Source organism: Aurantimonas sp. A3-2-R12 (genome assembly GCF_036016755.1).
Taxonomy (GTDB): domain Bacteria; phylum Pseudomonadota; class Alphaproteobacteria; order Rhizobiales; family Rhizobiaceae; genus Aurantimonas; species Aurantimonas coralicida_A.
The window spans coordinates 193,248-213,701 of record NZ_JAYXIH010000001.1 but is presented as its reverse complement, the minus strand read 5'-3'; the positions used below and the strand labels follow the sequence as shown (position 1 = coordinate 213,701).

23 protein-coding genes are annotated in these 20,454 nt (G+C 63.7%); 12 read left to right on the top strand and 11 right to left on the bottom strand.

Features of this window, described 5'->3' with window-relative positions:
- Positions 1-236: 236 nt before the first annotated feature.
- Genes dprA through VSX60_RS00980 form a run of 4 tightly spaced genes read right to left on the bottom strand, consistent with a single transcriptional unit; the run spans position 237 to position 4,250 of the window.
- Entirely contained in the window at positions 237-1,373 is a 1,137-nt protein-coding gene (gene dprA / locus VSX60_RS00995) for a DNA-processing protein DprA (protein ID WP_327622243.1), read from the bottom strand.
- Positions 1,370-1,978, bottom strand: a complete 609-nt coding sequence (gene plsY, locus VSX60_RS00990; RefSeq protein WP_327622279.1) for a glycerol-3-phosphate 1-O-acyltransferase PlsY — start codon at positions 1,976-1,978, stop codon at positions 1,370-1,372. Before plsY ends, dprA begins: the two co-directional genes overlap by 4 nt.
- A 5-nt stretch (positions 1,979-1,983) precedes the next feature.
- Positions 1,984-3,300: a dihydroorotase gene (locus VSX60_RS00985; protein ID WP_327622242.1), complete on the bottom strand. Its 1,317-nt coding sequence runs from the start codon at positions 3,298-3,300 to the stop codon at positions 1,984-1,986.
- On the bottom strand, positions 3,297-4,250 hold the full coding sequence (locus tag VSX60_RS00980) for an aspartate carbamoyltransferase catalytic subunit (protein ID WP_327622241.1): 954 nt from the start codon (positions 4,248-4,250) through the stop codon (positions 3,297-3,299). Before VSX60_RS00980 ends, VSX60_RS00985 begins: the two co-directional genes overlap by 4 nt.
- A gap of 77 nt (positions 4,251-4,327) precedes the next feature.
- Between VSX60_RS00980 and VSX60_RS00975 the strand changes: the two genes are divergently transcribed.
- The 3 genes from VSX60_RS00975 (at position 4,328) to VSX60_RS00965 (ending at position 7,073) form a co-directional block, all read left to right on the top strand.
- On the top strand, positions 4,328-5,983 hold the full coding sequence (locus VSX60_RS00975; RefSeq protein WP_327622240.1) for an acyl-CoA dehydrogenase family protein: 1,656 nt from the start codon (positions 4,328-4,330) through the stop codon (positions 5,981-5,983).
- A 185-nt stretch (positions 5,984-6,168) separates the two neighbouring features.
- Positions 6,169-6,726 (top strand): hypothetical protein, encoded by a 558-nt coding sequence (locus tag VSX60_RS00970; RefSeq protein ID WP_327622239.1) that lies wholly within the window; start codon positions 6,169-6,171, stop codon positions 6,724-6,726.
- Positions 6,726-7,073 carry a DUF6105 family protein gene (locus tag VSX60_RS00965; protein ID WP_327622238.1) on the top strand — a complete coding sequence of 116 codons (348 nt, stop codon included), beginning with the start codon at positions 6,726-6,728 and terminating at the stop codon, positions 7,071-7,073. The genes VSX60_RS00970 and VSX60_RS00965 overlap by 1 nt, the downstream gene beginning before the upstream one ends.
- Here the strand turns inward: VSX60_RS00965 and ruvX are convergent.
- Complete coding sequence (gene ruvX / locus VSX60_RS00960) at positions 7,034-7,504, bottom strand: Holliday junction resolvase RuvX (RefSeq protein ID WP_327622237.1); 471 nt, start codon at positions 7,502-7,504, stop codon at positions 7,034-7,036. The genes VSX60_RS00965 and ruvX overlap by 40 nt on opposite strands.
- Before the next feature lie 99 nt (positions 7,505-7,603).
- Here ruvX and VSX60_RS00955 point away from each other — a divergent pair, with 99 nt between their 5' ends.
- The 8 genes from VSX60_RS00955 (at position 7,604) to VSX60_RS00920 (ending at position 13,810) form a co-directional block, all read left to right on the top strand.
- Positions 7,604-8,305, top strand: a complete 702-nt coding sequence (locus VSX60_RS00955; RefSeq protein WP_327622236.1) for a metal-dependent hydrolase — start codon at positions 7,604-7,606, stop codon at positions 8,303-8,305.
- 121 nt (positions 8,306-8,426) lie between these two features.
- Positions 8,427-8,714 (top strand): Asp-tRNA(Asn)/Glu-tRNA(Gln) amidotransferase subunit GatC, encoded by a 288-nt coding sequence (gatC, locus tag VSX60_RS00950; RefSeq protein ID WP_327622235.1) that lies wholly within the window; start codon positions 8,427-8,429, stop codon positions 8,712-8,714.
- A gap of 6 nt (positions 8,715-8,720) precedes the next feature.
- Positions 8,721-9,188 (top strand): GNAT family N-acetyltransferase, encoded by a 468-nt coding sequence (locus VSX60_RS00945; protein ID WP_327622234.1) that lies wholly within the window; start codon positions 8,721-8,723, stop codon positions 9,186-9,188.
- Positions 9,188-10,669, top strand: coding sequence for an Asp-tRNA(Asn)/Glu-tRNA(Gln) amidotransferase subunit GatA (gatA, locus tag VSX60_RS00940; RefSeq protein ID WP_327622233.1), 1,482 nt, complete (start codon positions 9,188-9,190; stop codon positions 10,667-10,669). Before VSX60_RS00945 ends, gatA begins: the two co-directional genes overlap by 1 nt.
- Before the next feature lie 64 nt (positions 10,670-10,733).
- Entirely contained in the window at positions 10,734-12,233 is a 1,500-nt protein-coding gene (gene gatB, locus VSX60_RS00935) for an Asp-tRNA(Asn)/Glu-tRNA(Gln) amidotransferase subunit GatB (RefSeq protein WP_327622232.1), read from the top strand.
- Positions 12,230-12,733: a GNAT family N-acetyltransferase gene (locus VSX60_RS00930; protein ID WP_327622231.1), complete on the top strand. Its 504-nt coding sequence runs from the start codon at positions 12,230-12,232 to the stop codon at positions 12,731-12,733. The genes gatB and VSX60_RS00930 overlap by 4 nt, the downstream gene beginning before the upstream one ends.
- A gap of 104 nt (positions 12,734-12,837) precedes the next feature.
- Positions 12,838-13,218, top strand: coding sequence for an NADH:ubiquinone oxidoreductase subunit NDUFA12 (locus tag VSX60_RS00925; RefSeq protein WP_327622230.1), 381 nt, complete (start codon positions 12,838-12,840; stop codon positions 13,216-13,218).
- 184 nt (positions 13,219-13,402) lie between these two features.
- Positions 13,403-13,810, top strand: a complete 408-nt coding sequence (locus VSX60_RS00920; RefSeq protein WP_442873028.1) for a DUF2155 domain-containing protein — start codon at positions 13,403-13,405, stop codon at positions 13,808-13,810.
- On the opposite strand, the gene aat is transcribed toward VSX60_RS00920, so the two are convergent.
- The 6 genes from aat to VSX60_RS00890 form a co-directional block, all read right to left on the bottom strand.
- A complete protein-coding gene (aat, locus tag VSX60_RS00915) occupies positions 13,750-14,418 on the bottom strand; it encodes a leucyl/phenylalanyl-tRNA--protein transferase (protein ID WP_327622227.1) in 669 nt (222 codons plus the stop codon). The genes VSX60_RS00920 and aat overlap by 61 nt on opposite strands.
- 4 nt (positions 14,419-14,422) lie before the next feature.
- The gene (gene accC, locus VSX60_RS00910; RefSeq protein WP_327622226.1) at positions 14,423-15,772 is read right to left on the bottom strand and encodes an acetyl-CoA carboxylase biotin carboxylase subunit; all 1,350 of its coding nucleotides are present in this window, start codon (positions 15,770-15,772) and stop codon (positions 14,423-14,425) included.
- Between the two features lie 10 nt (positions 15,773-15,782).
- A complete protein-coding gene (gene accB / locus VSX60_RS00905; RefSeq protein WP_327622225.1) occupies positions 15,783-16,271 on the bottom strand; it encodes an acetyl-CoA carboxylase biotin carboxyl carrier protein in 489 nt (162 codons plus the stop codon).
- A 30-nt stretch (positions 16,272-16,301) separates the two neighbouring features.
- Positions 16,302-16,739: a type II 3-dehydroquinate dehydratase gene (aroQ, locus tag VSX60_RS00900; protein ID WP_327622224.1), complete on the bottom strand. Its 438-nt coding sequence runs from the start codon at positions 16,737-16,739 to the stop codon at positions 16,302-16,304.
- A 118-nt stretch (positions 16,740-16,857) separates the two neighbouring features.
- Positions 16,858-17,643 (bottom strand): DsbA family protein, encoded by a 786-nt coding sequence (locus tag VSX60_RS00895; protein ID WP_327622222.1) that lies wholly within the window; start codon positions 17,641-17,643, stop codon positions 16,858-16,860.
- Between the two features lie 24 nt (positions 17,644-17,667).
- Positions 17,668-19,050 (bottom strand): M48 family metalloprotease, encoded by a 1,383-nt coding sequence (locus tag VSX60_RS00890; RefSeq protein ID WP_327622221.1) that lies wholly within the window; start codon positions 19,048-19,050, stop codon positions 17,668-17,670.
- 138 nt (positions 19,051-19,188) lie between these two features.
- Here VSX60_RS00890 and VSX60_RS00885 point away from each other — a divergent pair, with 138 nt between their 5' ends.
- Positions 19,189-20,340 (top strand): pyridoxal phosphate-dependent aminotransferase, encoded by a 1,152-nt coding sequence (locus VSX60_RS00885; protein WP_327622278.1) that lies wholly within the window; start codon positions 19,189-19,191, stop codon positions 20,338-20,340.
- Positions 20,341-20,454 lie beyond the last annotated feature (114 nt).

Here is a 20,454-nt window from a genome sequence, read left to right as displayed (position 1 = left end):
ATCGTCAGGTGATCCGGGCTCCGCCACATCTGAACTGCCGATATCCTTGAGTTTCTGGAGTTTTGCCGTCCATGTCAGCCAATCCAACCGATCGACGGGAAAATCTCCAATATGTCCGTGATATGCTCGAGCAATTAAAGGTTGTGTCCGGGGCCAGGGAGGGGTCGATCCTCGGATATTTGATGGACATGGCGCGACTCGAGACAGAGCAACAGATCGGTTCCTCCGCCGAGACATCAAAGAAGCAGTGACACCCGGCCGTTGGCGTGCCGTTCAAGACGCCCAGCAAGATCGAGTTCAAGCAGGACCAACTGTACGGCGCCGGGCGACGATCCGGTGTGCGCAATGATGTCGTCGATATCGATGGGGGTCGTCCCCAGCGTTTCGACGATGCGCTCGCGTTCGCCTTCGGCGGGTTCATCGGCGGGGCCATTCCCCGCGGGCTCTTCCAACGCGACATCGCCGTCGTTCGGCGTCATCCGTGCGTCGAGGGGACGCAGTGCTGCGATGACATCTTCGGCATCCGTCGCCAGAATCGCACCCTCCTTGAGAAGGCCGTTGGTGCCGACCGCGCGCGGATCGAGCGGCGATCCGGGAACGGCGAAGACGAGCCGGCCCATTTCGGCGGACAAGCGGGCACTGATCAGGGAGCCCGACCGCGTGGCTGCTTCCACCACCAAAAGCCCGAGCGCCATCCCGGCAACCAGACGGTTGCGACGCGGAAAGTCCCTGGCACGCGGCTCCCAGCCGAATGGCATTTCGGAGATGAGGCAACCGTCGGCATCGACGATTTGTCGCATCAGTGGCCGGTTTTCGTTCGGATAGGGTCGGTCCAGGCCACCGGCGAAAACCCCCACTGTGCCGGTCGCAAGCGATGCCTCATGCGCAGCGGCGTCGATCCCGCGGGCAAGCCCGGAAACAATGGAGTAGCCGGCGCGACCGAGTTCGACGGCAAACCGTCGGGTCAACTTGATGCCGGAGAGCGAGGCGTTGCGGGCACCGACGATGGCGACCGCCGGGCGCATCAGGACGTCCGTGCCGCCCATGACGGCCAGAACCGGCGGTGCCTGTTCCATGCGGCGCAGCAGGACCGGATAATCCGGCTCACCGAGGCAGACGAAGCGCGCGCTGAGCCGCTCGGCATTTGCCATCTCGTCTTCGATCGCCGCCAAGCTGGCCACGCGGATCTTGCGACCGCCGCGAGCCGCCAGGTCCGGCAGTGCCTCCAGCGCCGCCTCGGCGCCGCCGTAGCGATTGATGAGCGCGCGAAACGTGGCGGGGCCGACATTCTCGCTGCGGATCAGGCGCAGCCACGCGAGCCGCGTGGTCAGGGGGAGGTGGACGCCGGGCTTCTGAGCGTCCGTAAGAGTCACCCCTTCGCTCCGATCTTGCCTTCCTCACCGGAGAGCAGACGGCGGATATTGGCGTGGTGCTTGATATAGACCAGCAGCGTCAGCACTGCGGTAAGCGTCGCGGCCGTCTCGAAGCCGAGCGCGAAATAGGCGGGCGGCACCACCAGCGTCGCGGCGAGGGCGGCGAGGGACGAATAGCGAGAGAAATAAGCGACCGACAGCCAGACGGCCGCAAAGATCAGCACTCCAACTGGAGCGATGCCCAGCAAGATGCCGAGATAGGTGGCGACGCCCTTGCCGCCCTTGAAGCTCAGCCAGACCGGAAAAAGGTGGCCGAGGAAGGCACCAAGGCCAGCAAACGTGGCCGGCACGTCTCCCCAGATTGCCGCGGCGACGACAACGGGGACGGTTCCCTTGAGGATATCGCCCGCGAGCGTCAGTGCCGCCATCGGCTTGTTGCCGGTGCGCAGCGCGTTGGTCGCGCCGATATTGCCCGACCCGATCTTGCGGATGTCGCCGAGGCCGAAAAGCCTCGCAAAGATCAGGCCGAACGGAATCGTACCGCAGAGATAACCACCGGCAAGCGCCGCCGCGATGATCAGGCCCGTCCCCCCTTCGCTCACCAAAAGACTCAACCTCCGCTCGTTTCGGTCGCCGAAAAGACTGTGCGGCCCGCAACGAAGGTTCGCAAGACCCGGCCCTGGAAGCGGGCGTTTTCGAATGCAGTGTTCTTCGAGCGCGAATGGATTGCTTCCTCGCTGAAGATGAAGGGCGCATCGAGGTCGACGAGCGCCATATCCGCCGGCCGGCCGGGAACGAGCGTGCCCCGGTCGAGACCGAGCAAGGCTGCTGGAGCCGACGTCATTGCTTCGACGATCCGAAGCAGCGCGACATGGCAGGCGTGGTGCAACCGCAAGGCCGCGGGCAGGAGCGTTTCCAGACCGATGGCGCCGCTTTCGGCCTCGGCGAAGGGGCGACGTTTGCCGTCGGCGTCCTGCGGATCGTGGGAGGAGACGATAATGTCGATCGTTCCGTCGGCCAGCGCGGCGACCATCGCGGAGCGGTCGTCCTCGCCGCGCAATGGCGGCGACAGGCGAAAATAGGTCCGGTATTCGCCGATATCGTTCTCGTTCAGCGACAGATGGTTGATCGAGACGCCGGCGCTCGCCCTGATGCCGCGCAGCTTGGCACGCCGTATGACCTCGGCCGATTCGCCGAGCGAAATCTTGGCCGCGTGATAACGGCAGGTTGTGAGGGCGGCGAGCCGCAGATCGCGCTCTAGCGGAATGATCTCGGCTTCGGCCGGCACGCCCGGCAGACCCAGCCATGAGGCGAGAAGGCCTTCGTTCATGACGCCGTCGCCGCTGAGCGCCGCGTCCTGGGTCTCATGCATGACGAGCGCGTCGAAATCGCGCGCATAAGTCATGATCCGGCGCAGCAGCGCCGGGTTCGCGATGGTGTTGCGGCCGTCGGTGAAGGCGCGGACGCCCGCGTCCGACAGGAGGCCGATCTCGGTCATCTCCTCGCCTCGCAGGCCTCGGGTGAGTGCTGCCGCCGGAAACACATTGATCGAGGCTGTGTCGCGCGCGGTCCGCATGACAAATTCGGCGATGGCGACGTCGTCAACCACCGGATTGGTGTCGGGCATGGTGAGGATAGACGTCACGCCGCCGGCCGCGGCCGCCGCGGAGGCCGACGCGATCGTCTCGCGGTGTTCGCCGCCGGGTTCGCCGATGAATACTCGCGCGTCGACGAGGCCCGGCAAAAGCGCCAGCCCACGCCCGTCGATTACCTCCGCGCCATCCGGCCGTCCCTGGTTCAGCGCATCGGCGCCACAGGAGATGATCACGCCGTTCGCGACGACGACGGAGCCGACCGCGTCAAGCGACCGTGCCGGATCAATGATTCGAACCTGTTCGATGACGAGGGGGCGAAGCGGGTCGCTCATACCGTATCCTCCGGACCGCCGATCAAGGCTTCCATGACGGCCATCCGCACGGCGACGCCCATCTCGACCTGTTCCTCGATGACGCTTTGCGGTCCGTCGGCGATCTCCGAGGCGATCTCGACCCCCCGATTCATCGGCCCTGGATGCATGACCAGTGCATCCGGCTTGGCGATCTTCAGCTTGTCTGAGTCGAGGCCGAAATAGCGGAAATACTCACGCACCGACGGCACGAAGGAGCCGGCCATGCGCTCGCGCTGGAGCCGCAGCATCATCACCACGTCGGCATCTTTCAGGCCGTCCGCCATCCGGCGGTGAACCTCGACGCCCATCTGCTCGATGCCGCGCGGCAAAAGGGTCGAGGGCGCGACGACCCGGACCTGGGCGCCAAGGGCGTTCAGCAGGAGAATGTTCGAGCGGGCGACGCGGCTGTGCAAGACGTCGCCGCAGATCGTCACGATGAGCCCCGCGATCCGCCCCTTTCGCCGCCGGATAGTCAGGGCGTCTAGCAGCGCCTGCGTCGGGTGCTCATGGGCTCCGTCGCCGGCATTGACCACGGAACAGGCCACCTTCTGGGCGAGCAGTGCGACGGCGCCCGCCGAGTGGTGCCGCACGACGAGAATATCCGGTCGCATGGCGTTCAGCGTCATCGCCGTGTCGATCAGCGTCTCGCCTTTTTTGACGGACGAGTTCGCGACCGACATGTTCATGACGTCGGCGCCGAGACGCTTGCCGGCAAGTTCGAAGGATGCCTGGGTTCGGGTCGAGGCCTCGAAGAAGAGATTGATTTGGGTCCGCCCCTTGAGGGTCGACTTCTTCTTGTCTCGACGGCGGCCGATGGCGACCTCCGCTTCGGCGAGATCGATCAACTGCTCGATCTCGTGCGGCTGCAGGCTGGCAATGCCGAGCAGGTGTCGCTGGGAAAATACGGGAAAGAAAGAAGTCGCGCTCATAAAACCCACGCCTATAGGCAATCGCGGGTTTTGCGGCAAGGATCGTCTTGGCGAGCGAACCGAACGAGGAGGCTGATATGGCCGAACCGACATTTCAGACCCATGAGGTGGTCAACCAGTCATCCGATTACGCCGGCTTCAATGCTTTTCGAAGCGACCCGCTGCTGCGGCATCTCGCGGCGGAGTTCGGCGACGCGACGCTCCTGGCGCTGGAGCAGCATGGGCGGTTTTGCGGTTCCGCCGAGGCGCACGATCTTGCGCGCCTTGCCAATACCGAACCGCCAAAGTTGCGTCGTTTCGACGAGAAGGGCCGTCGGCTGGAACTCGTCGACTATCATCCGGCCTATCACGCGCTGATGCGCCGCTCGATCGCGGACGGTTTGCATGCGTCGCTGTGGAGCGGTCCGGCCGAGGAGGAGGGCGTTCGCCATCGCGCCCGGGCGGCACGCTTCTACATGACGGCCGGTGTCGAATGCGGCCATTTGTGCCCGATAACGATGACCAGTGCGGCGGTCGCACCGCTGGCTGCGGCGCCGGAGGTGCGCGATGCCTGGTTGCCGGTCATCGCGACCCGGCAGTACGATCCGGGCGTGAAGCCGCCGCTGACGAAGGCTGGCGTCACGCTCGGCATGGGCATGACCGAGAAGCAGGGCGGAACGGACGTTCGCGCCAACACCTCGCGGGCGATCGAAGCCGGAAACGGCCGCTATCGCATCACCGGCCACAAATGGTTCATGTCCGCGCCGATGTCGGATGCTTTCCTTGTTCTCGCACAGACCGGCGATGGCCCGACCTGTTTCCTGATGCCGCGGCGGCGCGACGACGGTACGCTCAACGGCCTTTTCATCCAGCGGCTCAAGGACAAGCTCGGCAACCGCTCCAACGCTTCGGCGGAGGTCGAATTCATCGATGCCGAGGCGGTCCGGATCGGCGATTCGGGGAGGGGCGTCCGCACGATCGTCGACATGGTCACGCTGACCCGGCTCGATTGTGCGCTTGCCTCCGCCGGCCTGATGCGAGGCGCGCTCGCCGAGGCGGTACATCATTGCCGCGAGCGTCAGGTGTTCGGCAATGTCCTGGTCGATCAGCCTCAGATGATCAGGGTGCTCGCTGACATGGCCCTGGACGTCGCCGGTGCGACGGCGCTGTCGTTGCGCCTGGCCGAGTCCTTCGACCGTCGCTCGCAGGATGGCGACGGCGCCGCCGAGGCGGCCTGGGCGCGGGTCATGACGCCGGTGACGAAATATTGGGTCTGCAAGCTGGCGCCCGCGCTCACCTACGAAGCGATGGAGTGTCTTGGCGGCAATGGCTACGTCGAGGACGGACGGCTTGCCAGAGCCTACCGCGAGGCGCCAGTGAACGCCATCTGGGAAGGCTCGGGCAACGTCATGGCGCTCGATCTGGCGCGTGTGCTGCGGCAGGACCCGGATGCCTTCGAGACGGTAATCGGGCTGATCGAAACGGATCTGGGCGTCACGGCGGGCGGCACGCCAGGCGTCCTGCGGGCCGCGCTGTCGATGGCCCTGTCCGACGAAGGCGCATGCCGGCTGTTTGCCGAGCAACTGGCGCTCGCCGGCGCGGCTGCCGCGTTGCGTCGTCTGAACGCCGCGCGCGCCGCTGATGCCTTCGTCGATACGCGGCTCGGCGGCGTGTTCCGCCACACCTACGGGATGCTCGATCTGCGTCACGACTCCCGCGCCATCGTCGATAATCTTTATCCACCCATCCGCTGACGACGGTATACCTCGGGTTTTTGCGGCAACCCTATGGGGAGTTGGAAGTTATTCCAGAACCGGAGAGAAATCGGGGGAGTGGCCCGGAGCCATTAAGGTTAACGTTCGGTATCGGTTGCGGCGAAGGGAGCGGATCGCGAGACTGGGCGTTAATGAACTGGTAACCATGACGTAGGGAGGCACCCATGCGCCGTTTGGCGACGACCCTGGCACTGAGTGCCTGGACGGGGTTCACCGCTCTCACAGGCCTGCGCCTCGCTCAAGAGGCAGGGATGCTCGGAGGTCTGTCGGGTGACGGGTGGGGCGGCCTGCTGGCCCTGATGCCCAATCCCCTTGATCTCGGCCTGCTTCCGCATCAGGCGCTCGCCTTCGCTGCGATGTTCGCCGCATTGGCGATCGGTTTCGGCGTGGGGATTGCCGGCCTGAACGTATCGTCGGTGGCCGCCGCGCGCAGGGCCGAGCCCATCGCCGGTGCCGTGCTTGTAGCGCTTGTCGCCCTTTACGCATCGACGGCACTGATGGGTTCGCCGGTCGCCGAGGTCTTCGGGGAGGGGCCGGGCTTCCTCGTCTCAGTAGCGTTCACATTTGGAGCGCTGCTGTTCGACCATCTGATGGAAGTCGACGAGGACGGCGCCGACGACGCGACGTTCGAGACGATACTCCAGTCCATTCGGGCAGCCGAGCGCAGGGCGTTGATCGAAAATCAGCGGTCGTCGAAATTCGAAGAAAGCGATGGCCACTGATGCGTAAGCTTCTCGCCCTTTGGCTCGGCCCGCTGGCGTTCTTCTGGGGCTGGTATTTCCTGTCGCTCAACGATCTGGGCGGGGTGTTCTTCTCCCGCGCGCTGCATGATCAAGTCTTCAACATGTATGGGACCATGCTGGGGATCGAGCCGACTGCCATTCCCGGCATGATCGCCGAGGCCCTTGTCGTCGACAGTCTGATTCTCGGGGCCATCGTCGCATTTCGCAAGCGTCGCAAGATCGCCGCGTGGTGGGAGAACCGCCGAGCATCCGAGCCGAATGCATTTGCGGCGCCTGCCTACGTCGCCTATGGCCGCAGCGACGAAAGCCTGTCCAGCGCGCCCTGAAGGATGAAGGCAGCAGCAGCCGAATCGATCCGCTCGGCGCGTTTGCGGCGCGAGACGTCCGCTTCCAGCAAGCCGCGTTCCGCTGCCACCGTCGACAGCCGCTCGTCCCAAAGAAGCACCGGACGCGGGTCGAACTGCGCGTAATTGCGCACGAAAGCCCGGGTCGACTGGACGCGAGGCCCCTCGGAGCCGTTCATATTGAGGGGCAGGCCGACCACGATGCCAGCGACGCGTTCGCTGTCCAGAGCGGCCAACAGGGCCTTGGCGTCGATCGTGAACTTGACCCGCCGGATTACCTTGCGCGGCGTCGCGAAGCCTTGTCCGAGATCCGAGACGGCGAGCCCGATGGTCTTGGTTCCGAGGTCGATACCAGCGATCGTTGCACCTTCCGGCACATTTGCGGCGAACTCATCGATTGCGAGGATGGGCATTCCAAATCCTTGACCGTTCCGCCTTTACGCGCAGTTAGCACGGCGAGCGCAGACTATGGCAAACCGCCGGGTTTTCCTTCCACGGCAAGGAGCAGCTTCATGAAGATCACCTATTTCGGCCATTCCGCATTTCGAATCGAGACGGCCGCTTCGGTTATCCTGATCGACCCGTTTCTCACGGGAAATCCGCATTTCAAGGGCGATCTGGCAGCGGCGGCCGAAGGCGTGACGCATATCGTGCTCAGCCACGGCCACGCCGATCATGTCGGCGATACGGTGGAACTGGCGAAGCGACACGGCTGCAAGATCGTGGGCAATTACGAGCTGGTGAACTGGCTGGGCAAGCAGGGCGCCGAGAACGGCGAAGGGGGAAACACCGGCGGCACGATCGCCTTCGGCGATTTTACCGTGACTTTCACACAAGCGTTCCATTCGTCCGGCCATGTCGAGGAGGACGGGACGGTGACCTATCTCGGCATGCCAAACGGCCTCGTCTTCCATTTCGACGACGGGCCGACGGTCTATCATATGGGCGACACCGACATTTTCGCCGACATGGCGCTGATCGAGGAGCTGCACGCGCCGAAGATCGCGATGGTGCCTATCGGCGACCGCTTCACCATGGGGGCGGCTGTGGCGGCCTTGGCCTGCCGACGCTACTTCAACTTCGATACGATCATGCCAATCCACTGGGGCACCTTCCCCATGCTCGACGCGACGCCGGACAAGTTCATCGAAGCGATGGAAGGGGAGGCCAGCAAGGTCCGCAATCCGGCGATCGGAGAAGCCTTCGGGGTCTGAGGGGTTCTGCCGTCAGACCCTCCTTCGACCAGCGTGAGGATGATGGACGGGACGCGCCGTTGCCTCGTGCCGGCTACGCCGCTATAGCTCGCGAAAATCTTGTCACAACCATAGGGCCGCAATGTCCGTCGATACCAATACCGTCCGCCGGGTCGCCCGGCTGGCCCGAATCGCCGTTACCGACGACGACGTCGCAGCCATGGAGGGCGAACTCAACGCCATCCTCGGCTTCGTGGAGCACCTCGGTGAGGTCGACGTCGAAGGCGTCGAGCCGATGACTTCGGTGATCCCGATGGCAATGAAGAAGCGCGCCGATGTCGTCACCGACGGGGCGAAGGTCGACGACATCATGGCCAATGCCCCGGTGAGCGACGACCATTTCTTCGTCGTGCCGAAGGTGGTGGAATAGCCGGCGATGGCCGTTACGATCGCGGTGGAAACGCCGCTCCAGGATGAAGTGCGGACGCTGGTTGCCAGCCTCAATGGCTATCTGCAACCACTCTCGCCCCCGGAGTTTCAATTCCAGCTGACCGCCGAACAGATGGCGGATGCGGATACCACCGTGTTTGTAATGCGCGACGACACCGGCGAAGCGGTCGGGATCGGGGCGTTGAAAGTGCATGATGCGACGCTTGGCGAGATCAAGCGAATGTTCACGACACCAGCCGTGCGTGGCACTGGTGCGGGCTGGAAAATTCTGCGGGCGATCGAAGCCAAGGCTCGCGACCTCGGTCTTGGCCGGCTGGTTCTCGAAACCGGGTCGACCACGGGCTTCGAACCGGCCTGGGCGCTGTACGAGCGCTCGGGTTTCACGCCTTGCGGTCCAGTCCTCGATTATCCGGATTCCGCCTACAATTGCTTTTATGAGAAGACCCTGACCTGATGAATGATCTGACTTCACTGACCATAGCGGAAGCACGCGGCAAGCTGGCGTCGAAGGACATCGGCGCCGTCGAACTGACGGACGCCTATCTGGCCGCCATCGACCAGGCCAATGGCGCGCTCAATGCCTATGTCGCGGTGACGGCCGATAAGGCGCGCGACATGGCGAAGGCGTCCGACGCGCGCTTGGCCAAGGGCGAGGGCGGGGCGCTCGAAGGCATTCCGCTCGGCATCAAGGATCTGTTCGCGACCGAAGGTATCCACACCCAGGCCTGCAGCCACATTCTCGACGGCTTCAAGCCGCGCTACGAATCCACCGTCACGGCCAATTTGTGGGCTGACGGCGCGGTAATGCTCGGCAAGCTCAACATGGACGAGTTCGCCATGGGCTCGTCGAACGAGACGTCCTATTACGGCCCGGTCAAGAACCCTTGGCGGAAGAAGGGTTCCAACCTCGACCTCGTGCCCGGCGGCTCGTCCGGCGGATCGGCCGCGGCGGTGGCGGCGCATCTTTGCGCCGGTGCGACGGCGACCGACACCGGCGGCTCCATCCGCCAGCCGGCCGCCTTCACCGGCACGGTCGGCATCAAGCCCACCTACGGGCGCTGCTCGCGCTGGGGCACCGTCGCCTTTGCCTCCTCGCTCGACCAGGCCGGGCCGATTGCCCGTGATGTCCGCGACGCGGCGATCCTGTTGAAATCGATGGCCTCCGTCGATGCGAAGGACACGACATCGGTCGACCGTGACGTGCCGGACTATGAGGCAGCGATCGGCCGCTCCGTGAAGGGGCTCAGGATCGGCATCCCGAAGGAATACCGGGTGGACGGCATGCCGGGCGAGATCGAAACCCTTTGGCAGCAGGGTGTCGCCTGGCTGAAGGACGCTGGCGCCGAGATCGTCGACGTCTCGCTGCCGCATACGAAATACGCGCTTCCAGCCTATTACATCGTCGCGCCGGCCGAGGCGTCGTCCAATCTGGCGCGCTATGACGGCGTGCGCTACGGCCTGCGCGTGCCGGGCAAGGACATCGCGGATATGTACGAGAAGACCCGCGCCGAGGGATTCGGCCGCGAGGTCAAACGCCGAGTCATGATCGGCACCTATGTGCTCTCATCCGGCTATTACGATGCCTATTACCTGCGGGCGCAAAAAGTCCGGACGTTGATCAAACGCGATTTCGAGACCGTCTATGCCGACGGCATCGACGCGCTGCTGACGCCGGCGACGCCCTCGGCGGCCTTCGGCATCGCCGACCAGGAAATGGCCTCAGATCCGGTGAAAATGTATCTCAACGACATCTTCACGGTCACCGTGAACATGGCGGGTCTGCCGGGAATTGCGGTGCCGGCCGGACTGACTGGCGACGGACTGCCGCTGGGACTCCAATTGATCGGTCGGCCGTTCGACGAGGAAACGTTGTTCGCGCTCGGTCATGTCATCGAGCAGGCGGCCGGACGGTTCGAGCCGGCCAAGTGGTGGTAACATCAACGAGAGCTCGCAATTCACCCGTCAGTGCCCAGACCGCTTCTTCCTCTGAAAGCCGACCATGACCCTCATCGACACCCGCACACCCGATCCGAAGAACTTCATCTCCGGTGCTACCGGCGACTGGGAGATCGTCATCGGCATGGAGGTTCACGCCCAGGTCTCGTCGGAAGCCAAGCTGTTTTCCGGCGCTTCCGCCGAATATGGCGGCGAGGCGAATAACCACGTCAGCCTCGTCGACGCGGCGATGCCCGGTATGCTGCCGGTGATTAATGAGGAGTGCGTGCGCCAGGCAGTCCGCACCGGGCTTGGCCTCAAGGCCGAGATCAAGCATCGCTCGGTGTTCGACCGGAAGAATTATTTCTATCCGGATCTGCCGCAGGGCTACCAGATTTCGCAGTTCAAGGATCCGATCGTCGGGGAGGGGGTCGTCAGCGTCTCGGTCGGACCGAACTCCAAGGGCGAGTTCGAGGAGATCGAGGTGGGTGTCGAACGGCTGCACCTGGAACAGGACGCCGGCAAGTCGATGCACGACCAGCATCCGACCATGTCATTCGTCGACCTCAACCGATCGGGCGTCGCGCTGATGGAGATCGTTTCCAAGCCCGACATGCGCTCGGCCGACGAGGCGAAGGCCTATCTGACCAAGCTGCGCACTATCCTGCGCTATCTCGGCACCTGCGACGGCAATATGGACGAAGGCTCGATGCGCGCCGACGTCAATGTCTCGGTGCGCCGTCCCGGCGGCGCCTTCGGTACCCGCTGCGAGATCAAGAACGTCAACTCGATCCGCTTCGTCGGCCAGTCGATCGAAGCGGAGGCCCGGCGTCAGATCGCGATCATCGAGGACGGCGGCACGATCGACCAGGAGACGCGGCTGTTCGATCCGGTCAAGGGCGAGACGCGGGCGATGCGCACCAAGGAAGACGCGCATGACTACCGCTATTTCCCCGATCCGGACCTGTTGCCGCTGGAATTCGACCAGGCCTATATCGACGCGCTGCTGAAGGAACTGCCGGAGCTCCCCGACGACAAGAAGAACCGGCTGATCAAGGATGCCGGGCTGTCGCCCTACGACGCCTCCATCCTCGTTTCCGAAAAGGCGATCGCCGACTACTTCGAGAAGGTGGCCGACGGCCGCGACGCCAAGCAGGCCGCCAACTGGACGATCAACGACCTGCTCGGGGCGCTGAACAAGGCCGGCAAGGGGATCGACGAATCGCCCATCTCGGCCGAGCAGCTCGGCGCGATCCTCGACCTGATCCGCGAAGGCACGATCTCAGGCAAGATCGCCAAGGACCTCTTCGAGATCGTCTGGAACGAGGGTGGTGATCCCAAGCAACTCGTCGACGAGCGCGGCATGAAGCAGGTGACCGACACCGGCGCGATCGAAAAGGCGGTGGACGAGGTGATTGCCGCCAATCCCGACAAGGTCAGCCAGGCCATGGCCAAGCCGACGATGGCCGGCTGGTTCGTCGGCCAGGTGATGAAGGCAACTGGCGGCAAGGCCAACCCCCAAGCGGTGAACGCGCTGGTCAAGGCCAAGCTCGGGCTCGAATGACGCCGTTCTTCATCCGCACGGCCGGACCGCGCGATCTTCAGGCGATCAGCGATCTGCTTCGCGAGACCTGGCACGCGACCTATGACGGCATCTACGGCGCGGCGCGGGTGTCGGAACTCACCGCGTCGTGGCATTCGGTGGATGCGCTGAAGCCACGGCTCGGCCGGCTGAATTCCGAGTTCCTGGTCGCTGACGACGGCGGGCGGCTTGGCGGCATGGCCTTTGCCGCCGCGACCGAAGGAAACGGCAGGACAATCGTCCTGCACCAACTCTACGTTCGGCCTGGCTGCCAGCGGGCCGGCATCGGTCGGAGCCTGCTGGCCGAGATCGAGGAATGCTTCCCGCAGGCCGAGCGGCTGCGGCTTGAGGTCGAGGAGGCCAACGAACCGGCGATCCGATTCTACCGGAGCGCGGGATTCGCATGTACGGGATCGACCGCCAATTGCTGCGACGACACATCGGGAATCCCCGCCGCGGTCTATGAAAAGCGCCTGACCTGACCGCTCGCGGCCGGGTGGACATTTTTCCCCGGCGGCAGCATAACGAGCCCGCATCGCGGCGGCGCGCATCGCGGCGGCCAGCATCGAGACGGATTGAGATCCCCATGAAGGAATGGCTGCTTCAGATCTTCACCTGGTGGAACGGTCAGACGATCGGCACCCGGTTTTTCACCTGGCGGTTCGGCCGGAGCCTCGGCGAGGATCATCTGGGCAATGTCTATTACCAGAACGCGGACGGCTCCAAGCGCTGGGTGATCTACAACGGTCCAGCGGACGCGTCGGCCATTCCTCCCGGCTGGCATGGCTGGATGCACCACCGTGTCGATACGCCACCGTCGTCAGAGGACTACGTCCCTCGTAGCTGGCAGAAGCCGCACCAGCCGAACCATACCGGCACCCCCTTGGCGTACCGGCCCAAAGGCTCGCTGCTCAATCCGGCGGAGCGTCCGCGTGTCACCGGAGACTACGACGCCTGGACGCCGTAATCGACAGAGAGGCGCGTTGTCCATCCAGACTGCCGATGGACCGGCACCGTTCCTATTTCCCGGTCTGCCCTGCGTCGGCAAAATGGCGCCGGTTTCAAACGCTCAATTCTCTGCCGTAATCGTCTGGCACAGAGTGGTGTGGTCATGTCGGGATAGCGGCTTTCGACACGTCGAGGAAGATTTGATGAATAACCGTATTCTGAGTTCGATCTTGGTCGCCGCGACCCTTGGTTTGGGGATCTCGCCGGCGGCGGCGCAGGAACGCGTCTCGAACCCGGTCGCGGTGTTTTCCGGTCTCGACAAAATCACCGGTCGGATCACCAGTTTCGACGTCTATATCGACGAGACGGTCCAGTTCGGTGCGCTGCAGGTCACGCCGAAAGTCTGCTACAGCAGCGCCGAGGGACAGATCGCCAAGACCGACGCGTTTGTGCAGGTCGACGAGATAACGTTGCAGCGCGATATCCGGCAAATTTTTTCCGGCTGGATGTTCGCCGATTCCCCCGGTCTCAACGCCGTTGAACACCCAGTCTACGATGTCTGGTTGAAGAGCTGTAAGAGCGATTCGGCCGTTCCCGCTCCCGAGGGGTAAAAGGTCGCATCCTCGGAGACCGCTTCCGCCAGAAGCACCTGATAGGCATCGCGATGCACCTCGATTGCGCCGAACGAGGCGAGATGATCGGTCAGGAACTGCGTGTCGAGCAGGCGGTAGCCGCCGCGGCTGAGGCGCTCCCACAGATAGGCGAGCGCGATCTTCGAGGCGTCGGTCCGGCGTGAGAACATGCTCTCACCAAAGAACGCCGCGCCGAGCGAAACGCCATAGAGTCCCCCGACCAACTCCTCCCCCTCCCAGACCTCGACGGAATGCGCGAAGCCTTCGCGAAACAGCGACAGGGTCAGCGATCGAATCTGAGAGTTGATCCAGGTCTGCGACCGGCCGGGGGCGGCCTCGGCGCAGCCATCGACCACGGCCGGGAAGGCGGTGTCCACCCGGATCTCGAACGGAGCGCGCCGGATCGTCTTGCGCAGGCTCCGCGACAGATGAAACTCGTCGAGCGGCAATATCCCGCGCTCGGTCGGGTCGATCCAGAAAATGCCGGGATCGTCGGCGGTTTCCGCCATCGGAAAGATCCCGCAGGCATAGGCTTTCAAAAGAATGCTCGGCGTGATCTCGAACCGCTGTCCGCCGCGCCGGACCATGGTGTCAATCCATCGCCTTCGCGGCGAGATAGTTTTCCAGCCAATGGATGTCGTAGTCGCCGGTGCCGATGTCGGGGTTGTCGACCAGGTCACGGAACAGCGGCAGCGTCGTCTTGACCCCATCGACGACGATCTCGTCCAACGCTCGGCGTAGCCGCATCATGCATTCGGCGCGGTTGCGGCCATGCACGATCAGCTTGCCGATCAGGCTGTCGTAGAAAGGCGGAATCTTGTAGCCCTGATAGACGCCGGAATCGACCCGCACGCCCAGGCCGCCAGGCATATGATAATGCGTGATCTCACCGGGTGAGGGAGCGAAGGTCTTCGGATCCTCGGCATTGATCCGGCATTCGATGGCATGGCCGGAGAACTGAATCTCGGATTGTTTAATGGACAGTCCTTGACCGCTCGCCACACGAATCTGTTCATGTACGAGGTCGAGACCGGTGATGGCCTCGGTCACGGGGTGCTCGACCTGCAGACGGGTGTTCATTTCGATGAAATAGAACTCGCCGTTTTCATAGAGAAATTCGATCGTCCCCGCGCCCCGATAACGAAGCTCGGACATGGCGTTCGCGCAGACACTGCCGATCCTTGCGCGCTGCGCATCGTCGAGTGCGGGCGAGTTCGCCTCTTCCCAGACCTTTTGATGGCGCCGCTGTAGCGAGCAGTCGCGCTCGCCAAGATGGATGGCATTGCCGGCTCCGTCGCCGAAAACCTGCACCTCGATATGGCGCGGCTTTTGCAGATATTTCTCGAGATAGACCGCGTCGTCGCCGAAGGCCGATCCCGCTTCGGCGCGGGCGGTCGCCAGCGCGTTGGAAAGGTCGCCAGCCGAGTGCGCGACCTTCATGCCACGTCCGCCGCCGCCGGCGGATGCCTTGACCAGTACGGGGAAGCCGATGTCGTTGGCGATTTTCAAAGCTTCGTCGTCGTCGGTCACCGCACCCGGCGAGCCGGGAACGACTGGGATGCCGAGGCGCTTGGCCGTGCGCTTGGCCTCGATCTTGTCGCCCATGATCCGGATATGGTCGGCGGTTGGGCCGATAAAGGTGACGTTATGCGCCTCGAGAATGTCGGCGAAGCGGGCATTTTCGGACAGAAAACCATAGCCGGGATGAACCGCGTCGGCGCCCGATATTTCACAGGCGGCGACGATCTGGGGAATATTGAGATAACTGTCGCGCGCCGGCGGTGGCCCGATGCACACGCTTTCATCGGCAAGCCGCACATGCATCGCCGTGTTGTCGGCGGTCGAATGCACCGCGACCGTCGAGATGCCGAGTTCCTTGCAGGCGCGCAGAACTCGCAGTGCGATCTCGCCGCGATTGGCAATCAGAACCTTCTTGACCATCCCGTGCCCCTCAAGCGACCACGACGAGCGGCTCGCCGTATTCCACTGGCTGGGCATTCTCGACCAGGATCTTGACGACCTTGCCGGCCCGCGGTGCCGGGATCTGGTTCATCGTCTTCATTGCTTCGATGATCAGCAGCGTTTCGCCTTCCGCGACCTGCTGGCCGATTTCAATGAAATGCCGGCCCCCAGGGGCGGATGAGAGATAAACTGTTCCGACCATGGGCGAGGGGACAGTGCCGGGCTCCGGACCGGTAGAGGCAGGTGCGTTGACAGGGGATACTCCGGATTGCGACGCCACAGGCGCCGGCTGACCGTGCTCGGGAGATGGAGCGTAGGTCAAAGCCTGGGGATGACCGACCACGTAGTCCTTTTGGCGCGACACCCGGACACGGAGCGTACCGTGCTCGACCTCGATCTCGGTGAGGTCAGTGTCGTTCAGGATTGTCGCCAGCTCGCGAACGAGGGCGGAGTCCACATTGTTTTCTGCGTTCGACATTCCGGTCCTTCGGCCCCTTCGGGCTCGCTTTTATCGAAGACGTGCTTTGAGTGCGGTGATGGCGAGTTCGTAACCAACCGGCCCAAACCCCACGATCATCCCATCCGCGATCGGGGCGATCAGGCTCTCGTGCCGGATTTCCTCGCGCGCATGGATGTTCGAGATATGGACCTCGACCACTGGTTTGCCAAAAAAACGGAGCGCGTCGTGAATGGCCAGGGAGGTATGTGTGTAGGCGCCGGCATTGATGATGATCGCCGCGGCGGCGTCTCGCGCCTCCTGTATCCACTCGACCAATTCGCCTTCATGGTTCGATTGCCGAAACACGATTTCGAATCCGGCTTCCGTACCCGCTGCCTCGCACCGGGTCTGAACGTCCGCAAGTGTCGCGGACCCATAGATCTCAGGCTCTCTGAGGCCAAGGGTATTCAAATTGGGTCCGTTGAGGATGTAGATCGTCGGGGTCATCGATCCTCGGTGGGTTCAACAATCACGTACGGCGCCCGCACGGCTTGCAAATCCCTATAGTGCGATAGCTGGCGCGGGGAAAGCGCCACCTATCGCGTTTCCTCGTCATCCAAAGGATTCAGCAGTTCGCGCTGCCGCATTTTCGAACATTGGCGACGGTGGCGGCCAAATCGGCCAAGCCAACGGCACCAGGCAGCACCTTGTCCGCGATGACGTAGGAGGGCGTGCCATTGATCGCCAGCCCTTGGGCAAGTTGATCCGCCTCCTGCAGGGCCGCCTTGACGGCCGGGGACTCCATCACCGGCCGCAGTTGTTCCTCGCTGATACCAAAACCCTCCGCCACCGTCAGCGCTTTGGCCTCGTCGGCGACTCCCCGTCCGGCAAGTAGGTCACGATGGAACGCGGCATATTTTTCGGGAGCAAGTTCACGGAATGCCAGACTGACGGTCGCCGCTTCGAGCGACTGCGGGCCGAGCACCGGAATTTCCTTGAGGATGAAACGCACATTGGGGTCATTCTCGACCAGCGCGTCCATATCCGCCATCGCCCTTTTGCAGAAACTGCAATTGTAGTCGAAAAATTCGACCACGGTGACATCGCCGTCGGGATTGCCCAGAGCCGTGCCTTCGGGCGTTTCGAACAGTGCCGGCCCAGTGTCGGTAATCGCCTTCTTCTGGGAGGCCAGCTGCTGCGCTGATCGCTTGGTCTCCAGCGCGTCCATCACCTCCAGAAGAACCTCGGGGTTCGTCACCAGGTAGTCATGAACGATCTCTTCGATGGCCCGGCTCTCGGTCTCGTCGAAGGATGTCTGTGCCGGCTTTGCGGTCATCGTTTGCTGGGCGCTGGCGGGCGCGGCGAAAGCGATCGCCAGTGCGGCGGCGGCGAGGAGCTTGATTTTGGTCACGAGGAGGCGGTTCCTTCTGGATCGTCAGCGGATCTTGGTCTGGATGATGTCCTGGGCCTTCAGCCATGCTGGGGAGCCTGGCTTCAATTTCTGCTGGGCCCGCGTCGCGAAAATCTTCGCCTGACGGAAAGACCCACCGTGCCAGTAGCCCTCTGCGGTGGCAAGCTCCGCGCGACCGACATCGCCGAGGCGGCCATAGGCCATGGCGAGAAATCGATAAGCGACGGAGTTGACCGGGTCGCTTTGCAGGCCGGATTGGATCAAATCCACAGCCTTGTCCATTTGTGAGCGATCCCCGCCAGTGACGAGCGCCTGTCCGACCTCAGCCTTGAGGATACCCGAGCCGCTCTTGTCGAGCTTGACGGCCTTGGAGAACGCGGCTGCCGCTTCCTGCCAGCGACCGGCATCCATCAAAATCTCGCCGCGCATCTCGTGAAACCACGGGCTGTTCGGCTGGGCCGCAATCAGCGCCTCGATCTTTTGCAGGGCGGTCGCAGGGGAACCGGACAGATGCGTCGCGATGGCGTGGCCATACAGTGCGGCCAGACCGCGCGGATTGCGGGCGAACAGCCGCCGAACCTCCGACGCTCCCCCATTGTAGGCGACGATCTTGGCTCGTGCCAGATCATGCCGCTGAGCCAGGCCCGGCGAATCCTGGCGATTGAAATCGGGACTTTCCTGCGCGACCTGCTTCAAGGCCGCGATGCGCTCGCGCGGCAAAGGATGCGACGACAGATAGTTGCCCGAACGTCCGCTGGCGAAAAGATTGTTGCGATCGAGGGTCTCGAAGGTCTCCAGAAGCCCTTTTCCCGACTGGCCGGTCTTTCGCAGATAGGTCAGCGCAGCCCGGTCGGCGGTCGATTCCTCGCCGCGCTGATAGCTGAGCAGCCCCCGTCGCGCGAGATCGCCGCCGCCGGCCATAAGACCCGCACCGGCTTGAGCCGCCCCGCGCGCGCCTAATGACGCACCGGCCACCGCGACGCCGGCGCCGAGCAGTCCGGCCACGATGGCGATCGTCTTGGCGCGTTCCAATTGCTGGCGCAGCCGCTGCTGGTGGCCGCCCGCCAGATGCCCGATCTCGTGCGCGAGAATGCCGATCAGTTGGTTGGGGGTCTCGGTCGCTATGATCGCCCCGGTGTTGACGAAAATCCGGCGACCGGCAACGAAGGCGTTGAAGCTGCCGGAATTGACCAGGACGATCTCGATGCCCGAGCGGGATAATCCGGCCGCCTTGAGGATCGGCCGCGCGTACTCGCCGATCAGCGCTTCGATTTCGGCGTCCCGGACCACGGGAAGGCTGGCTTTTTCGCTTCGCGCGGCCTCGGCCGCGACCGGGGCCAGCGCGACGGCAAGGGCGACGGCGAGCGCGGTCAAACGGGCCGACAGACGGCGGGGCGACAAATTCATGCTAGGTCCTCTTCCAAACCCGGCCATTCAAGCGGATATCCTCCCCGGATCAAAGGGGCCGAACTCCCGCTGTTCCGGCATTCCAATCCGGCGAATTCGAGGCGAAACAGGAATGAAACAGTGTCCGATCTGCTCACAATGACGGCATCCCGGCGATCGGAAATCGATCCGTTTCGCGCGATGGACGTGCTGGCCGAGGCCAACCGGATGATCGCACAAGGAGATTCGGTCCTCTCGCTGGCCGTCGGGCAACCGGCGGCGCCGGCACCGGAGATCGCGCGCGCCGCAGCGCGGCGTATGCTCGATCATGGCCGCATCGCCTATACGGACGCTCTCGGTCGGCGCGATTTGCGCGAGCGGATCGCGCGGCATTATGCTGAGGCATACGACCAATCGCTCGACGCGGACCGAATCATGGTCACGACCGGCTCGTCGGCCGGTTTCAATCTCGCTTTTCTCGCCGCCTTCGACGCCGGCGATCGAATCGCCATCGCCGCTCCCGGCTATCCCGCCTATCGCAACATCCTGCGCGCGCTCGGTCTGGTCCCGGTGGAAATCGAAGTCGATCATGCGAGCGACTATGTGTTCACTGCCGAGCATCTCCGCAGCGCGCATGAGGCCGGCCCGGTTGCCGGCGTCCTCGTGGCAAGCCCGGCGAATCCGACAGGCACCATGACGCCGCGCGAGGAACTGCGTCGTCTGGTCGAATATGCTGATGCTCAGGGCATCCGGTTCATTTCGGATGAAATCTATCATGGCCTGGCCTATGGCAAGGCGGAGGCGACGGCGCTCGAATTCTCGAAGCGACCGATCGTCGTCAACTCATTCTCGAAATACTACTGCATGACCGGTTGGCGGATCGGCTGGCTCGTGCTGCCGCCGGACCTGATGCGCGCGGCCGAGCGAATTGGCCAGAGCCTCTATATCTCAGCGCCCGAGCTTTCGCAGGTCGCCGCAACGGCCGTCTTCGATGCGAGAGACGAGCTGGATCGGGTTCGCGATGGCTATGTGCGCAACCGTGATCTTCTGATCGATCGCCTTCCATCGCTCGGTTTCCGTGACATCGCGCCGATCGACGGCGCCTTCTATGCCTATGCGGCCATCCCGGAGGGTGAGGCGAGTTCGACCGCCTTCGCCAAGGCCATCCTCGAAAACTGCCATGTCGCGGTCACCCCCGGCACGGACTTCGATCCACGCCGCGGCGAGGGGTTCGTTCGGCTATCCTATGCCTGCGACCACGCGACGCTCAGCGAAGCTCTGGAACGAATCGCGGCGAACTCCGTCCGGTAGGTGCAGCCAGCCTCGCTTGCCAACAGAAACGGGCGGCCCCTTGCGAGGCCGCCCGGTGTCTTTGTGCGTCGCGTTGGAAGGCCAAACGCGATCGGCGCGCGGTGCCGCGCAGCC

Coding starts and splice junctions, on each gene's coding strand:
- aroQ (WP_327622224.1), bottom strand. CDS start 16,739: ATGACCCCGACGATCTACATCCTCAACGGACCCAATTTGAATACCCTT.
- VSX60_RS00945 (WP_327622234.1), top strand. CDS start 8,721: ATGGCCGTTACGATCGCGGTGGAAACGCCGCTCCAGGATGAAGTGCGG.
- accC (WP_327622226.1), bottom strand. CDS start 15,772: ATGGTCAAGAAGGTTCTGATTGCCAATCGCGGCGAGATCGCACTGCGA.
- gatC (WP_327622235.1), top strand. CDS start 8,427: ATGTCCGTCGATACCAATACCGTCCGCCGGGTCGCCCGGCTGGCCCGA.
- VSX60_RS00970 (WP_327622239.1), top strand. CDS start 6,169: ATGCGCCGTTTGGCGACGACCCTGGCACTGAGTGCCTGGACGGGGTTC.
- VSX60_RS00965 (WP_327622238.1), top strand. CDS start 6,726: ATGCGTAAGCTTCTCGCCCTTTGGCTCGGCCCGCTGGCGTTCTTCTGG.
- VSX60_RS00975 (WP_327622240.1), top strand. CDS start 4,328: ATGGCCGAACCGACATTTCAGACCCATGAGGTGGTCAACCAGTCATCC.
- ruvX (WP_327622237.1), bottom strand. CDS start 7,504: ATGCCCATCCTCGCAATCGATGAGTTCGCCGCAAATGTGCCGGAAGGT.
- VSX60_RS00985 (WP_327622242.1), bottom strand. CDS start 3,300: ATGAGCGACCCGCTTCGCCCCCTCGTCATCGAACAGGTTCGAATCATT.
- gatB (WP_327622232.1), top strand. CDS start 10,734: ATGACCCTCATCGACACCCGCACACCCGATCCGAAGAACTTCATCTCC.
- aat (WP_327622227.1), bottom strand. CDS start 14,418: ATGGTCCGGCGCGGCGGACAGCGGTTCGAGATCACGCCGAGCATTCTT.
- VSX60_RS00930 (WP_327622231.1), top strand. CDS start 12,230: ATGACGCCGTTCTTCATCCGCACGGCCGGACCGCGCGATCTTCAGGCG.
- accB (WP_327622225.1), bottom strand. CDS start 16,271: ATGTCGAACGCAGAAAACAATGTGGACTCCGCCCTCGTTCGCGAGCTG.
- VSX60_RS00925 (WP_327622230.1), top strand. CDS start 12,838: ATGAAGGAATGGCTGCTTCAGATCTTCACCTGGTGGAACGGTCAGACG.
- VSX60_RS00885 (WP_327622278.1), top strand. CDS start 19,189: ATGACGGCATCCCGGCGATCGGAAATCGATCCGTTTCGCGCGATGGAC.
- VSX60_RS00955 (WP_327622236.1), top strand. CDS start 7,604: ATGAAGATCACCTATTTCGGCCATTCCGCATTTCGAATCGAGACGGCC.
- VSX60_RS00890 (WP_327622221.1), bottom strand. CDS start 19,050: ATGAATTTGTCGCCCCGCCGTCTGTCGGCCCGTTTGACCGCGCTCGCC.
- VSX60_RS00980 (WP_327622241.1), bottom strand. CDS start 4,250: ATGAGCGCGACTTCTTTCTTTCCCGTATTTTCCCAGCGACACCTGCTC.
- gatA (WP_327622233.1), top strand. CDS start 9,188: ATGAATGATCTGACTTCACTGACCATAGCGGAAGCACGCGGCAAGCTG.
- VSX60_RS00920 (WP_442873028.1), top strand. CDS start 13,403: ATGAATAACCGTATTCTGAGTTCGATCTTGGTCGCCGCGACCCTTGGT.